Origin of the sequence: Nonomuraea glycinis, from assembly GCF_014646515.1 — a bacterium.
GTDB classification, from domain to species: Bacteria; Actinomycetota; Actinomycetes; order Streptosporangiales; family Streptosporangiaceae; genus Nonomuraea; species Nonomuraea glycinis.
The window spans coordinates 437,452-452,572 of record NZ_BMNK01000005.1; the positions used below are offsets into that span (position 1 = coordinate 437,452).

Consider the following 15,121-nt stretch of genomic DNA (forward strand, 5'->3'; position numbering starts at 1 on the left):
GCGCGACGGCCGCGGACACACCCACACCGGTCCGCGCGAGCGGACCGGCACTTTCGCAAGGAGGACGACCATGACCGAACCGATCACCGTGGCCGAGGGCTTCTGCTTCCTGGAGGCGCCACGCTGGCGCGAGGGGCGGCTCTGGTTCTCCGACTTCTACACCCATCGGGTCCGGTCCATCCGCGAGGACGGCACCGACCTGCGCGAGGAGGCTTACGTGCCCGAGCAGCCCTCCGGGCTGGGCTGGCTCCCCGACGGACGGCTGCTGATCGTCTCCATGCGTGACCGCAAGATCCTGCGCCGGGAGCCGGACGGCACGCTCTCGGTCCACGCCGACCTCGGCGAGCACGCCACCGGGCACGCCAACGACATGGTCGTGGACGGCCAGGGCCGGGCCTATGTGGGCAACTTCGGCTTCGACCTGATGGCGGGCGCCCCGCTGGAGCCGACCTCGCTGCACCGGGTGGACCCCGACGGCCACGTCACGGAGGTCGCCGAGGACCTGTGGTTCCCCAACGGCATCGTCATCACCCCCGGCGGCGAGCTCGTGGTCGTGGAGACGTTCGGCAACCGCGTCACCGCGTTCGACCTCACCGCGGACGGCGAGCTGGTCAACCGGCGGACGTGGGCGGAGTTCGGGCCGCTGCCCACCGACCGCGAACTCGCCCAGGCGCTCGCCCAGCTGCAGGTCGCGGGCGACGGAGCCTGCCTCGACGCGCAGGGCGGTCTGTGGGTCGCGGACGCGATCGGCGACCGGCTCGTGCGGGTCATCGAGGGCGGCACGATCACCGACGAGATCAAGCCCGGCTCACCGGTGTACGCCTGCGCCCTCGGCGGTGCCACGGGTACGACGCTGTTCGCGTGCGCCGCCCCCGACTTCCACGAGGAAGCCCGCAAGGCGGCACGCGAGGGCCGCATGCTCGCCATGCGGGTGACCGTGCCGGGGAGCTGACGGCTCTTCGCTCAAGCTCCCCGGGGACGGATCGCCACGTCATCGATCTGGAACGCGGGCCCGGCGGTGGTCGAGTTCCAGACGAAGGTCCAGTCGACGCGGGTCGTGCCCGCGGGCGCGGTGAACGTGCCGGCCGCCTCGGTCCAGGCGGTCTTCCGGTCCAGGGAGATGGCGTCGGTACGCAGCACCGTGCCGGCCTCGTCGCGCCATCGCACGTTCCACATGACGGCGGGCATGGTCGCCACGGCCTCCCGGTACCACAGCGACACGTGGTAGCTCGTACCGGCGACCACCCCGCTGTATCCGGGGAAGTTGTCGAGCGCCACCGCGCTGCCGGACGCCTGGGCGCTGGTCATCTGCAGCGAGCCCGTGCCACCGTGCGCCCCGCCGGTCCGGTGCGCCAGGTCCGCCCCGTACCACGGGGCGTAGGGCGAGGTCGTCGAGCCGGACTCGAAGTCCTGCTCGGCGATCGCCGGCGGGGCGGGCGTGCCGCCGTCGAACGTGCTGCCGGCGTCCTGGCCGTACTGGGGGCCGATCCACTGTCCGGGTGAGATGCGGCTGCCCATGTCGGTGACCCGGAACTGCCACGGTCCCGTGTAGGTGTTGTCGTGCCAGGAGTTGTGCGACTCGTGGACGATAGACCGCTGGATCACGGCGCCCTTGTACGGGGACCACTCCGGGTAGGTGCCCCAGTTGGACAGCAGCGCCATGTGCCCGCAGTACTGCGTCGGGCAGCCGCCATCGACCGCACCGGGGTCGAAGGCGAACGTGTTGTGGTGGATGTCGACGTTCTTCGTCCACCAGCGGCAGTCGGTGTAGAGCGGCTCGTCGGCGATGGCGGGCGCCGAGCACCGTGCGGTGCTGGTCGGCCCGACGATCAGCGTGCAGTCACCGGTCGTCGAGGCCGGGCTGTTGCAGAACCGGTCGGCGTTCGCCCACGCGGTGATCCCGCCCCAGTTGTTCTCGAGCAGGTTGCCGGTGATCTCGATCTTGCTGGTCCGCGCCTGCACGCGGGGCTCGCCGTCCGCCTCGGACAGGTAGATCGCCGCTTCGGGGAACGGGTCGCCCTTCGCCGCCCGCTCGGCGCCGGAGGCCCAGGCGTTGCCGCGGATGGTGTTGTTCCGGATCACGACGTTGTAGCTGATCTCGTAGAAGATCCCGAGCGAGTCGTTGCCCTCGATGAGGTTGTCCTCGATGAGGAAGTCGTTGTTGTTCGTATCCGCCCAGACGCCCGGCCCGTGGTTGCCGTGGACCCAGTTGCCGGTCACGTCGGCGCCGTTCACCGCCCAGAACTTCATGCCACCGGTACATCCGCACCCAGGGATCTGGTGCTCCCAGTCCTCGGTGTTGTTGCCGGTGAACTCGTTGTCCGCCACCACCAGGCCGGTGATGGTGTTGCCGGCCTTGGCGGCGTTCAGGCCGTACTGCCCGTTGTCCTTGACGCAGTTGCCCCGGATCGTGTTCGTGGCCCCGGCCATCAGCCCCGCGCCGGCGTTGCCGCGGATCGTGTTGTGCTCCACGACCCAGCCGTCGCCGGAGTCGTGGTTGACCACCCCCTCGTCGTGCGGTGCGACGAACCCGGTGATGGTCAGGTACCGGATCGTGACGCCGGTCGCCCGCTGGGTGAAGGCGTACCGGTTCAGCCGCTGCCCGTCCAGCACCGCGCCGGGCGCGCCGATGAACGTCGCGCCGTCGCCGGGCATGATCTGGGCGTACGTGTCGGTGCCCAGCGTGTGCGTGCCGGTCTGGAAGTAGTACGTGGTGTTCGCCTGGCGTAAGTTCACGCCGCTGTTGTCACCCGCGGGGACCACCACCGCGCCGGCGGGCGGTGTGGCCGGGCCGTTCAGCGACGAGCTGCCGCAGACCGCTGCCGCCGCCACCGGCGCCGCCGCCGCCGGATCGACCGCGTCGCCACTCGCGGGCGTCGTGCCACCCATGACAAGCGTGGCGAGAGCCACCCATGCCACTGGCCAGGTTCTTCGCATCCGTGCTTCCTCCGGGTTTGACTTACCTTGACAGAACTTGACCGTCGGCCGCCGCCACTGTAGCGGGAGCTCCCGCTTGTCCTCAAGATCAAAACTGAGGGGGCCGCAGGGCCGATGCCGGCGTCCTGCCGCCGGGCCAAGCCGGTTGATAAATCTTCAACCCTTGAATTCACAACCAATTTGGTGACAATAGTCAGGAGAAGAGTCAAGTAGCTGCACTTTGTGTTCAGGAGGTCCCGTGAGTTCGATCCAACGTGTTCTCAGAGTGCTGCTCGGCGTCACCGCCGGCGCGGCGCTGACGCTGTCCGGCGTATCACCGGCCTCGGCGACCACGGCCACGGCCACGTGGGAGCTGCGCGACCTCGGGCAGCGCACGTGCGCGGCCGGCGGCCATCCCAATACGTACTTCGTCGGTCCCGTCTTCGGGAAGTGGGAGAAAAAGATCACGTTCGGGATTCGGAACCTGCCTTCCAGCTCATACAGCAACGGCGGCGCGATCTGGCCCGGCGAGAATCACGGCAACGCCATCGTCGGGTTCGTCCACGTATCGATCGCACCGGCTCCGCCGGCCGTGTACGTCGCCGAGCTGTGGGCTTCGGACGGAACCGTGGAGCAGACCGTCCCCATCCGCCTCAACATGAGGGCGGACTGCTACGAACAGCGGAACCCGGATATCTGGCCCTGACACTCCGGCTTCTCCACATCACTTCTCGCCGTTTCGAAGTCGCCATCCAGCCTGCCGGCCGGGCCGGCACGGACAGTGTGGGCAAACGCGCAACCACGCGTGCGCCTCCCGCCGCCGCTCGTCGGTGGCGCGGAAGCCGACCTGGACGGCCTGCTTGAGCAGGAATCGCGGGGCGCGGTGGACGAACGCGGTCGCGTCGGGGGCGGGGCGGCCGATGGCGCCCGCCCACGGCACGAACTCCAGGTCCCGGATCTCGCCGCGCACCCGGGCCGACCGTCGGGCACCAGCCGCAGGGCACCATGCGCCCGTGCACGGCCAGGCGCCGGGCCTGATCGGATGCTCGTCGACGGCTGACCGCCTGGCTGGCGGGCGTTCCCGACGTACGGCTGACCGGATGGGCCGTCTCCGTCGCCGAGCTGCTCAGGACCGAGCCGTCCCCGGCCGACGTGTGCTGCTGGAGGCGCGGCTCGCCGACGGCTCCGACCCGGTCGAGAACGTGTGCGCGCTGGTCCTGGGGCGGCGGCGGGTGCTCGTGGTCACCGCGGCGCCCAGCGGCGACCTGGCCGGGTGGATGATCGAGGCCAGGAGCACGCGGTGCTGCTCGCCTACGCCTCCGGCATGACGCTCGCCGCGGCGACCGCAGCGCCGGGGTGCGGCCGGGAACCGCCAAGAACTACCTGGAACATGTCAAGGAGAAGTACCGGAAGGCGGGGCGTCCGGCGTACACGAAGCTGGAGCTCGCGGTCCGGTTGAGAGAGGACGGCCTGGCCATCTGACCCCCTGCCGCCGGTTGGCCGGGGTGAAGGTTCGGGGCCATGCCGCCGCGCGGGAATCATCTGCCGACCGATACCGGAAACCCGCCAACCTCCCAGCGCGCTATCGCGCCTCGAGGCCGGCCTGGTCGGCGGCGGTACGGCCGGCCGCCCAGCCCTCCCGGTCCCAGGACGTGCGGACCGCGTGCGAGACCAGGTTCGGGAACAGGCGCTCGACCGCCTGCTCCACCTCCTGTTCGCGGGCCGCCAGCACCGGCACCAGGTCGGTGCCCCGGCCGGCGCTCTCCTGCGCGACCGTGGCCGCCGTGGCCTCGGCGAGCCGCTCCCCGATCCTGGAGGCGAACGCCGACAGGAACGACTGGCGGAACGTCTTGTTCCTCGACCGGCCGGTGCCGTGCTTCTTGGTGCCCGAGTTCACCAGCGCGGTCTGCGCCTGCACCAGCAGCGAGGTGAACAGCATCTCCACGAAGGACAGGTCCGCCCGGAACCCCAGCACGGTGGCGAACCCCAGCTCCTTCGACCAGATCACCCGGCACCGGTTGGCCTCGGCGATGAGGTCGAGCAGCACGGCCTTGGGCTGCTCGTACGGCGCGTCGATGCCGACCCGGATGCCCGCCGGGTCCTCGCCTCCGCCTGGCCGCGCGTCCAGCATCGCCGCGTCGATGCTGTACTTCGCCATCAAGCTCTGCGCCGCCGACATGAACGTCTCCGCCTCCGCCTCGTACGACGTCGACTCGGCCTTGGCGAGCAGCCCCCGCACCCGTACGAGCGTCTTCTCGCTGACCGCGTGCGGGCGTGCCTGGACCGTACGGCGAGCGGCCCCGGGCGGCGGGCTCAACGACTCAAGCCGCGGCAGCCCGGTCAGCAAACCCAGCAGCTCCAGCACACCGGAGACGGTCACCAGCCGACCGGCCCCGTCGCGCGCCTGCCGCGCCGCCAGGTAGCCACCCTGCCACCACACCGCGGCCTCCAGGCCGGCGAGCTGGTCGCGCCAGCGCTCATCCACCGTGGCCGGCGCGTAGGCCCGCATCTCCCAGGCGATGAGATCGGCCGCCGCCCGCCCGTGCCAGTCGGTCAGCCGTCTGGCCGCGATCCTGACCACGTCGGCGGGCTGCCAGCCGTTGCGCCACAACCCTGAGATCGCCCGGGTCACGACCTCGACCAGCACGCGCTCGGCGTCGTCCCGGTCTGCCAGGAAGGCGGCGGCGGAGTCGAAGGCCGCCTCGTCCTCGCGGGCAAGCGCCTCCAGCGCCGCGCCGACCAGCTCATCAGCCTTGCTCACACGCGCCGTCCACCTTGAGGAGAGTCCGCCAGAACCTTACCGTGACGGAGCCTCCTTCGCTGCGTGGGGAACCCCGGCACGCCGCCCAGTGACACCGTCCCGGCGGCGGACGCGGAGGTCTGCGCGTGGCGCTGCTGAAAAGGGGGCATCGACGGGCGCGCGGGGAGGGGCCTTCTCCGGCGCCGGCCGGCCTGCCGTGGCGACCGGCCGGCGCCGGGAGGTGTCGCGTGGTCAGCCGTGCGAGTCGGTGACCCCTGCGCGTTTGACGGTCACGTCGTCCCCCCAGGTCGAGCAGGAGGGGCCGTTCGGGCCGCCGAAGCGGACGGAGTCGAAGAAGTCGCGGAAGTCGATGTAGAAGTTGCCCTTGCCGCGCGGGCTCGTGACGGCCGTGCAGCCGCCGTAGTCGGGCTCGGAGTAGAGGTGGATGAGCGTGTCGGTGCGGTTCCAGTCGGACTTGGCGCGATCACCCATCCCCAGGGCCGCCAAGCTGGCCGTGCTGCCCGTGAGCTGGACGATGTCCCCGGTGCCGTCGAGGCCGGAGAACAGGCAGTAGTGGCCCTCCTGGCAGCGGTCGTATCCCTCGGCCGCCTGGGCGGGAGTCGCCAGGGCGGTCAGGGCGGCGGCGGCGATCGGTAATGCCAGGATGCGAAACTTCTTGCCCACTTAACCTCCATGGATGAAAGTTTCTTTCCATCCGAACATACCCAGCGAGATCGACTTGCGCCAGACCGTTGTCGCGGGACGCGGGCGGCACTCATCTGCCGGCGTGGGCGTAACCCTTCCTGACCGCTACAGATCGCTATAGGACCTTTTTTGATCGTTCTAGTGCGAAACGTGATCGGCATGCGACGGCATTGTTACCGTCTTGTTAGGTAATCGTATCAATCTTTGATCATCTTCAGTTTGTCCTGTTCGCGTGAACGGGACCCCGGCTCTCCTTCCTGCCCGGCTGGTCGTCACCTGACGCGATCGGCGTCTCGGCCATGCGCTCGCACCCCCCACCGGAGAGGTCCATGCAGACACTCAATCCGATCCGCGCCGCAGCATTACTGCTCGTGACCATCCTCGTCTCGGCGTTGTTCGTCGCGCCGCCCGCGCACGCGGCACCGGCGAAGACCCCGCCCCTGTCGACGCCGTGGACGAGCCAGGCACTCGACGGAACTCCCCTCCCCGACTACCCCCGGCCGCAGATGACCCGCCCCGACTGGCTGAACCTCAACGGCGAATGGCAGCTGCGGCAGTCGGCGACGAACGACGCGCCGCAGTTCGGCGTCACGCTGCCGGAACGCGTCAACGTGCCGTTCGCCGTCGAGTCGGCGCTGTCGGGCGTCATGCGCCCCATCAACGACAACCGCTACTACCTCTTCTACCGCCGAACGTTCACCGTGCCCCAGAGCTGGGCCGGCCGCCGCCTGCAACTGCACTTCGGCGCCGTCGACTGGGAGGCGGCGGTGTACGTCAACGGCCGCCTGATGGGCACCCACCGCGGCGGGTACGACCGCTTCGAGTACGACGTCACCGACGCGCTCAACGGCGGCACCAACGAGCTGGTCGTCAAGGTCTACGACCCCAGCGACTCCGGCCACAACGGCAGCCACCAGGCCATCGGCAAGCAGACCCGCAACCCGTCGGCCATCTTCTACACCCCCGTGTCCGGGATCTGGCAGACGGTGTGGCTGGAGCCGACGCCCACGTCCTCGATCTCCAGCGTCGACCTCTACCCGAACCTGAGCGACAACACCCTGCGGGTACGCGTCTTCACCCGGGGCAACGTCAGCGGCCACTCCGTCCTGGCCGAAGCGATGAACGGCACGACCGTCGTCGGCAGCGCGACCGGCGGGTTCACCGACTTCAGCGTGCCGGTGCCGAACGCCCGCCGCTGGACCCCGGACGACCCGTTCCTGTACAACCTGCGCGTCTCGCTGCGCGACGGCTCCGGCCAGACGGCCGACCGGACCACGCACTACTTCGGCATGCGCGAGGTCGGCACCCGCGTCGTCAACGGAGTGCTGCGGCCGACGCTCAACGGCGAGTTCGTCTACCACCTCGGCACCCTCGACCAGGGCTACTGGCCGGACGGCCTCTACACCGCGCCCACCGACGCCGCGCTCGCCTTCGACCTGCAGAAGCACAAGGAGCTCGGCTTCAACATGGTGCGCAAGCACATCAAGGTGGAGCCGCAGCGGTGGTACTACCACGCCGACCGGCTCGGCCTGCTCGTGTGGCAGGACATCCCCTCGATGCAGGCCGGCAGCCGCCAGATCTCAGCCGCCCACGCCCAGCAGTTCGAGGCCGAGGCGCGGGAGATCGTGGACGAGCACCGCAGCTCACCGGCGGTCGTGGCCTACGTCCCGTTCAACGAGGGGTGGGGCGAGTGGAACCTCACCGACACCCGCCGCGTCATCCAGAACATCAAGAGCCAGGACCCGACCCGGCTGGTCAACGGGCACAGCGGCTTCAACTGCTGCGACTCCCTGGGCGACCCGGGCAACGGCGACATGACCGACTGGCACATGTACCCGGGTCCCGACGCGCCGTCGCCGTCCGCGACCCGGATCTCGATCCTGGGCGAGTTCGGCGGGCTCGGCCTGCGTACGCCGGGTCACGAGTACAGCCCGCACGGCGGCTTCTTCGCCTACGAACAGCAGGCCAGCGCCGCCCAGCTCAACGACCGCTACACCGGCATGGTGCGTGATCTGCGGCAACTGGTCGCCACGAAGGGCCTGAGCGGGTCGGTGTACACCGAGATCACCGACCTGGAGGGTGAGTACAACGGCCTCATGACCTACGACCGCCAGGTGCAGAAGGTCGACACGAACCTGGTGCGCGCCGCGCATCAGAGCTTGCTGGCCACGGCCAGGAACCAGAACGCGGCGCCGAACCTGACGCCCGGCCACGTCCGGTCGTTCCGCTCGACGACCTCCGGCTTCACCGACCGGTACCTGCGCCACGCGAACTCCGTCGCCCGTACGGACGTGATCAGCACGACGAGCCCGGACCCCGCCCGCCAGGACGCGTCGTTCCGCACGGTGCCCGGGCTGGCGGACCCGCGCTGCTACTCGTTCGAGTCGGTCAACCTGCCGGGCCGTTACCTGCGGCATGCCAACTCGGTGGTGCGCCTCGACGCCGACACCGGCGGCCCGTTCGCGGCGGACGCCACCTGGTGCGCCCGTCCCGGACGGTCGGGGAGCGGCACGTCGTTCGAGTCGTCCAACTTCCCCGGCGCCTTCCTGCGGCACCACTCCGACAACGTCTACCTGGCCCGGCCCAGCGGCGCCAACCCGTTCGACGGCGGCGCCACCTTCGACGCCGACGCCACCTGGGACGTGAGCGGCGCCGCGTTGTGGCGCAGCGGTGTCGTCCTGCCCGTGGACGTCCGCCGGTCCCTGCAGGTGCAGACCTGGGGCTTCACCAACCGGTACCTGCGGCACGCCAACAGCCTGGCCGCCACGGAGGTCGTCGACGCGGGCAGCGCCGCGCTGCTGAAGAACGACGCCACCTGGACCGTCCGCCGCGGCCTGGCGGACTCCGGCTGCTACAGCTTCGAGTCGGTCAACTTCCCGGGACGATACCTCCGCCACGCCGCCTCACGCGTCCGCATGGACCCGAACGACCAGAGCACGCTGTTCGCCCAGGACGCGACGTGGTGCGCCCGGCCCGGCCTGCAGGGCGGCGGCGTCACCCTGGAATCGATCAACTTCCCCGGCTCCTACCTGCGGCACTACGACAGCCAGGTGTGGTCGGCCAACGGCACCGGGGGCACGTGGAACCGTCCCCAGATGCTCACGGCGGACAGCACCTGGAACCTGACCACGCCCTGGACGCCATGACGCGATGAGGCGCGGCAGCGGTCGAGAGCCGTTCAGGACGAACGGCTCTCGACCACTCCGCAGCGGATCGGCGGAACCCGTCCGGACTCTAGGGCAGGGTCCATTTCTGGCTGGCGCCGTTGTGACAGGTCCACAGGTGTGCGGGTGTGCTGTCGGCGGAGTTTCCGCCGTTGAGGTCCAGGCATTTGCCGGAGCTCGGGTTGCGGAGGGTTCCGTTGGCCTGTGGGGCCCAGTTCTGTGCGCCGCTTCCGTTGCAGGTGTAGAGCTGGATCTTGGCGCCGTCGGCGGTGGCGGCTCCTGCCACGTCCAGGCACTTGCCGAGGGCGCGCAGGGTGCTGCCGTCCCGGGTCCAGTTCTGTGCCGCGCTGGTGTTGCAGGTGTAGAGCTGGACCTGGGTGCCGTCGGCGCTCGCGCCTCCGCGCACGTCCAGGCACTTGCCCGCCAGCCCCACCACCGGGCCGGAGCCCGAGGACCTGGCGAAGGTGAAGTCGTCGACGTCGAACAACCCGGAGCCGGTCCCCGTGAACGTCAGGTAGACATCGGCGGTGCCGGCCGGGGCGTTCGACAGACTCGTCGAGACGTCCGCGAAGGTCGTCCAGCTTCCGGTGTTCGGCACCGCCACCGAGCCCAGGACCGGACCGGTCGGTGATCCCGTACGGACCTGGATCGTGCCGCCCGGCCCGCCCGAGACCACGCGCGCCCGGAACGTGGTCGCGCCGTTCAGCGGGAGCCCGTTGTAGGCGGCCCAGTCACCGGGGTCGATGTGGCCGAGAGTCTGCCCGTTGTGCGCCCCTTCCTTGGTGAACGGCGCCACCCCGCTCTGCGCCGAGTACGACTCCGCCTGCACCGTGCCGGTGGCGGCCTGCTCCTTGATCCTGATGTTGCGGAACGACACCTCGTCGCCGTCCCCGTGGTTCTGGATGCCGACGTGCCCGGCCAGGCCGCGCGCCGGGTCGGTGTTGGTGAAGTCGTTGATCTTCGTCCCGTTGAGGAAGACCTGGAGCCGTTCGCCCTCGACGAGGATCTCGTAGGCGTTCCACTCGCCCGGCGGGTTCAGCGCCGCGTCCCTGGCGGCGGCGTCGGGCCCCTTGAAGCCGTAGACGGAGCCGGTGGTGCGGTCGGGGGTGTCGGTCGCGTCGATCTGGATCTCGTAGCCGTTGTCCACGGCCGACCAGGGATCGCTCGACGGCGGGAAACCGACGAACACGCCGGAGTTGTCGTCGCCCGCCATCCGCCAGTCGAACTTCAGCGAGTACGACGAGAACTGCTTCGCGCTGTACCAGAGCAGGCCGAGGCCGCCGGTCGAGGTCAGCGTGGCGTCGGCGTTGCCGAAGGAGCCAGGCCCGGCCTGCGACCAGCCGGAGGTGGAGCCGTTGTAGAGGGAGGTGTACCCGGACTCCGGCCGGCAGTCGGCCTTGGCGCGGCCGGCCGCGTACCGGATGCCGCCGAGAAGATGGCCGCGGAAGGCGGGGTCGGTGTAGGAGGCCGCGGTGTGCCCGCCGCCGGTGTAGAACGAGCGCCCGCCCTGGTAGGTCTTGCACCAGATGTGCGGATGGTCGGCTCCCATGCCGCCGCCCGAGTACGACGACTCGTCGAGGGTGGCGAGCACGCGTGCCGTGGCGCGCGGGTTGGTGCGGAAGTTGTACCACTCGTCGGTGCGGGTCCAGGTCTGCGGCAGCGCGGCGGTGGCCGCGTGTCCCCGGTTCTCCACCTTGACGGCGGCCTGCTGGATGGCGGGGTGGGAGGCGAAGTAGGCGCCGACGAGCTCGCCGTAGAAGGGCCAGTCGTACTCGGTGTCGGAGGCGGCATGCACCCCGGTGAAGCCGCCGCCCGCGCGGATGTAGCTCTCGAAGGCGCCCTGCTGGGTGGTGTTGAGCACGTCTCCGGTGGTGTTGAGGAAGACCACCGCCTCGTACCCGGCGAGGTTGGAGGCGGTGAAGGCCCCGGCGTCCTCGGTCGCGGTGACCGAGAAGTCGTTCGCCGCGCCCAGGTCGCGGATCGCCTGGACGCCCGCCGGGATGGCGTCGTGTCTGAAGCCCGCCGTCTTGGAGAAGACGAGCACGTCGAAGGGGGTGTCGGCGGCGACTGCCGGGCCCGCGGGAATGGAGCCCCCGAGCACTGCTGCGACGACGACGGCTGTGCGGAGAATTCTGCGCATGTCACGCTCCCTTAGGGGGAGCGGGGACGCCTGAGGCGTCCCCGCCAGGGTCGCTAGGTGAGGGTCCATTTCTGGCTGGCGCCGTTGTGACAGGTCCACAGGTGTGCGGGTGTGCTGTCGGCGGAGTTCCCGCCGTTGAGGTCCAGGCATTTGCCGGAGCTCGGGTTGCGGAGGGTTCCGTTGGCCTGTGGGGCCCAGTTCTGTGCGCCGCTTCCGTTGCAGGTGTAGAGCTGGATCTTGGTGCCGTCGGCGGTGGCGGCTCCTGCCACGTCCAGGCACTTGCCGAGGGCGCGCAGGGTGCTGCCGTCCCGGGTCCAGTTCTGTGCCGCGCTGGTGTTGCAGGTGTAGAGCTGGACCTGGGTGCCGTCGGCGCTCGCGCCTCCGCGCACGTCGAGACACTTGCCCGCCAGCCCCACCACCGGGCCGCCCGTGACGAGGGTGAAGGCGTCCACGTCGAACAGCGCTCCGCCGGTCCCGCCGGAGAAGGTGAGGTAGAGGGAGGTGGTCCCCGCAGGAGGGCCGGCGATCGCGCCGGTCACCTGGACGAAGGTCTCCCACCCGCCGGTCACCGGCACCGTCGCCGAGCCGAGCACCGTGCCGGTCGCGGAACCCGCCCGGATCTGCAGCGTGCCGCCCAGACCGCCGGAGGAGACGCGGGCGGAGAACGACTTCACGTTGCTGATCTTGTACGGGTCGAAGGAGATCCAGTCGCCGTTGTGGATGTCACCGACGGTCCTGCCGCCCTCCGCGCCGGACTTGGTGATCAGCGCGACGCCGGAGGACGTCTTGTAGTGCTCGGCCTGCCGGTGCTTGGGCTGGAGGATGACCTGCTTGTGGGTGGTGAGGCCGGCACTGTCGGCGTACTCGGCGTCGAAGACCGCGAAGATGTTGGCGGCATCGTCGTGCTCGCCGTCCACGGGGATGGGGATCGCCCCCGAGCAGCCGTTCTGCGAGGTGATCTGGTGGCCGTGGCTGTCGTGCCCGAGCACGTAGGTCATCTTCGCGCGGGCGCAGTCGGCCGCGCCGTCCTCGGGGTCGGAGGCCGAGATCTGGAACGGGACCACGTCGCCGAAGGCGAACAGCTGCCCGTTCGCGGGATTGGCCACGGTGACGGCCGGGGCGGTGTTGCCCACGCCCACCATCGCGTTCGCGCTGCCCGTGGCCCCCGTGGCGTCGCGTACGGTCAGGGTCGCCGTGTAGGTGCCGTTCGTGGTGTAGGTGTGCGTCGGGTTGGCCGCCGTCGAGGTGCCGCCGTCGCCGAACGTCCACGCGTACGTGATCGCGTCGCCGTCGGGATCGCTCGTGCCCGCCGAGGAGAACGCCACCGTCAGGGGCGCCTGACCGGAGGTCGGCGTGGCGCTGGCGACCGCGACGGGAGCGCGGTTGCCGCCCGCGATGTAGTCGAACCGGTAGAGGGCCGAGTTCGCGTCACCGTTGAAGTAGCCGGTGCCGTAGTCCAGGACGTAGAGGGAGCCGTCCGGGCCGAAGGCCTGGTCCATGACCTGTTTGCCGGTCCACGGGAAGGTGCTGATCTCGCCGGGCGAGCCGTCGGCGGCGACGTGGATCGGCTTGATCCAGCCCCGGCCGAACTCGGCGGCGAAGAAGTGCCCGTCGAAGCTCTGCGGGAACTTGGTGGTGGACGGGTTCGCGGCGTCGTAGCGGTAGACCGGGCCGCCCATCGGCGACTCGGAGCCGCTGCCGAACTCCGGCGGGCTGCCCGCGTCCCCGCCGTACCGGATCCAGGCGGGCTTGGCCGCCGGAAGGGTCGTCAGGCCGGTGTTGCGGAAGGAGTTGTTCGTCGGCCCGCCCGCGCAGTTGTACTTGGCCCCGGTGGCGTTCGTCGCGAAGTTCCACTCGTTGTAGGTCTCCGCCGTGGTGTTGGTCCCGGTGCAGTACGGCCAGCCGTAGTTGCCCGGCGCGGTGATCCGGTCGAACTCCACCTGGCCGCTCGGGCCCCGGTTGGCGCTGGACGAGCCGGCGTCCGGACCGTAGTCGCCGACGTACACGGTGCCCGAGGCCTTGTCCACGCTCAGGCGGAACGGGTTGCGGAAGCCCATCGCGTAGATCTCCGGGCGGGTTCCCGTGGTTCCGGGCGCGAAGAGGTTGCCGGCCGGGATCGCGTACGTGCCGTTGGCGTTGACCTTGATCCTGAGGATCTTGCCCCGCAGGTCGTTGGTGTTGGCCGCGCTGCGCTGCGCGTCGTAGGCCGGGTTCTGGTTCGTGCGCTCGTCGATGGGCGAGTAACCGGCGGAGGAGAACGGGTTGGTGTCGTCCCCGGTGGACAGGTAGAGGTTGCCCGCCGCGTCGAAGTCGATGTCACCGCCGACATGGCAGCAGATGCCCCGGTCGGCGGGCACGTCGAGCACGGTCACCTGACTGGCCATGTTCACGGTGTGATCGGCGTTGAGCGTGAACCTGGCCAGCCGGTTGACGCCCCGCCACGCGGTCCAGTCCGTGCCCGTGGCAGGGGCGTCGCCGGCCGGCGTGGACAGCGGAGGGGCGTAGTAGAGGTAGATGTGCCGGTTCGAGGCGAACCCCGGATCGACGCCGACGCCCTGCAGGCCCTCCTCGTCGTGGTTGTACACGGGAAGGGTGGCGATGACGGAGGTGTTGCCGGCCGCGTCGGTGCGCCGCAGCGTGCCGTCCCGGGCGGTGTGCAGCACCGACCGGTCGGGGAGCACCGCGAGCGACATCGGCTCGCCCGTCTCCGCGACCCCCTTGGCGAGGGTCACCTGCTGGAAGTCGGCCGCGTTGATGGGGTGAGCCTGCGCCGGGCCGGCGATCACCGTGAGCGAGGCCGCCACCAGCGTGAACACGGCGGCGACTCGCATACGTAAGCCTGAGGGCTTCGTGACTGGCATGGGGGAGAGGTGTCCCTTCCTGACGGTGCGGCGCCAGGCGGAAGCGCGGGTGGGCGCGAACGCTCGGGCCGAGGGGGGTGGGTCAGGGGGACGCGTGCGCCGACCGCGTCGATGGAGTGTGCTGTGACACGGCGTGCCACCGCCGTCGGCTGAGCTGACGTCAACGTGTCACGCGGATCGGCGGCCGTCAAGAGACGTGACCGGCCCCAATTTCCATGATCACCGGAAGGGAGATACGGCGATTCGGGTAGGGGCTTTTGCTTGACGATCGAAACAACTCCGTTCTAACATGCCGAAATATCGGCATAATAGGCCGAAAATCATGCGAAATGCTCGTTGTATTCCGCCGCCCGGTTCCCTTCGGTCCGGTCGCCGGATCGTCCCGTCGCGCCGAGGCGGGTACGGTCCGCGAGTGCCACCCGGGCAGCACGCCTGGGCGGCGGAGCACTTCCGCGTCCGGCCAAGGCCGAACAGCCTCGCACAGGCGGGCGGCGAACTGGGGAACCCTCGACCCACATCACGGGGCACTCTCAGCGACTTCGACGTGTTCGTTCGCCATGCCGCTTGTATGCGGTTCCCATGCCAGAGCCTCCTA

At 70.0% G+C, this 15,121-nt stretch carries 11 protein-coding genes; 5 read left to right on the plus strand and 6 right to left on the minus strand.

The window, feature by feature from the left end; all coding sequences use genetic code 11:
• Positions 1-70: 70 nt before the first annotated feature.
• The gene (locus IEY87_RS17930; protein WP_189139801.1) at positions 71-952 is read left to right on the plus strand and encodes an SMP-30/gluconolactonase/LRE family protein; all 882 of its coding nucleotides are present in this window, start codon (positions 71-73) and stop codon (positions 950-952) included.
• Between the two features lie 11 nt (positions 953-963).
• Here IEY87_RS17930 and IEY87_RS17935 read toward each other — a convergent pair whose 3' ends face one another.
• On the minus strand, positions 964-2,919 hold the full coding sequence (locus IEY87_RS17935) for a right-handed parallel beta-helix repeat-containing protein (protein WP_225277029.1): 1,956 nt from the start codon (positions 2,917-2,919) through the stop codon (positions 964-966).
• 283 nt (positions 2,920-3,202) lie between these two features.
• Between IEY87_RS17935 and IEY87_RS17940 the strand changes: the two genes are divergently transcribed.
• Complete coding sequence (locus tag IEY87_RS17940) at positions 3,203-3,622, plus strand: DUF5980 family protein (RefSeq protein ID WP_189139803.1); 420 nt, start codon at positions 3,203-3,205, stop codon at positions 3,620-3,622.
• An 18-nt stretch (positions 3,623-3,640) separates the two neighbouring features.
• Here IEY87_RS17940 and IEY87_RS17945 read toward each other — a convergent pair whose 3' ends face one another.
• Positions 3,641-3,886 carry a hypothetical protein gene (locus tag IEY87_RS17945; RefSeq protein WP_189139804.1) on the minus strand — a complete coding sequence of 82 codons (246 nt, stop codon included), beginning with the start codon at positions 3,884-3,886 and terminating at the stop codon, positions 3,641-3,643.
• A gap of 130 nt (positions 3,887-4,016) precedes the next feature.
• Here IEY87_RS17945 and IEY87_RS17950 point away from each other — a divergent pair, with 130 nt between their 5' ends.
• Positions 4,017-4,244, plus strand: coding sequence for a hypothetical protein (locus IEY87_RS17950; protein WP_189139805.1), 228 nt, complete (start codon positions 4,017-4,019; stop codon positions 4,242-4,244).
• A 28-nt stretch (positions 4,245-4,272) separates the two neighbouring features.
• The gene (locus tag IEY87_RS46690; protein WP_263651552.1) at positions 4,273-4,398 is read left to right on the plus strand and encodes a hypothetical protein; all 126 of its coding nucleotides are present in this window, start codon (positions 4,273-4,275) and stop codon (positions 4,396-4,398) included.
• A gap of 100 nt (positions 4,399-4,498) precedes the next feature.
• Here the strand turns inward: IEY87_RS46690 and IEY87_RS17955 are convergent, their stop codons facing one another.
• Positions 4,499-5,677: a DUF2786 domain-containing protein gene (locus IEY87_RS17955; RefSeq protein WP_189139806.1), complete on the minus strand. Its 1,179-nt coding sequence runs from the start codon at positions 5,675-5,677 to the stop codon at positions 4,499-4,501.
• Between the two features lie 231 nt (positions 5,678-5,908).
• Positions 5,909-6,340, minus strand: a complete 432-nt coding sequence (locus tag IEY87_RS17960; RefSeq protein ID WP_189139807.1) for a peptidase inhibitor family I36 protein — start codon at positions 6,338-6,340, stop codon at positions 5,909-5,911.
• Between the two features lie 350 nt (positions 6,341-6,690).
• Here IEY87_RS17960 and IEY87_RS17965 point away from each other — a divergent pair, with 350 nt between their 5' ends.
• On the plus strand, positions 6,691-9,507 hold the full coding sequence (locus tag IEY87_RS17965) for an AbfB domain-containing protein (protein WP_225277028.1): 2,817 nt from the start codon (positions 6,691-6,693) through the stop codon (positions 9,505-9,507).
• A gap of 88 nt (positions 9,508-9,595) precedes the next feature.
• Here the strand turns inward: IEY87_RS17965 and IEY87_RS17970 are convergent, their stop codons facing one another.
• Positions 9,596-11,665, minus strand: a complete 2,070-nt coding sequence (locus IEY87_RS17970; RefSeq protein WP_189139809.1) for a ThuA domain-containing protein — start codon at positions 11,663-11,665, stop codon at positions 9,596-9,598.
• A gap of 53 nt (positions 11,666-11,718) precedes the next feature.
• Entirely contained in the window at positions 11,719-14,496 is a 2,778-nt protein-coding gene (locus IEY87_RS17975; protein WP_308112923.1) for a PQQ-dependent sugar dehydrogenase, read from the minus strand.
• Between the last annotated feature and the right edge of the window lie 625 nt (positions 14,497-15,121).

Excerpts from the sequence above, each read along its gene's own strand:
- IEY87_RS17930 (WP_189139801.1), top strand. The coding sequence starts at position 71 with ATGACCGAACCGATCACCGTGGCCGAGGGCTTCTGCTTCCTGGAGGCG.
- IEY87_RS17950 (WP_189139805.1), top strand. The coding sequence starts at position 4,017 with ATGGGCCGTCTCCGTCGCCGAGCTGCTCAGGACCGAGCCGTCCCCGGC.
- IEY87_RS17965 (WP_225277028.1), top strand. The coding sequence starts at position 6,691 with ATGCAGACACTCAATCCGATCCGCGCCGCAGCATTACTGCTCGTGACC.
- IEY87_RS17970 (WP_189139809.1), bottom strand. The coding sequence starts at position 11,665 with ATGCGCAGAATTCTCCGCACAGCCGTCGTCGTCGCAGCAGTGCTCGGG.
- IEY87_RS17975 (WP_308112923.1), bottom strand. The coding sequence starts at position 14,496 with ATGCGAGTCGCCGCCGTGTTCACGCTGGTGGCGGCCTCGCTCACGGTG.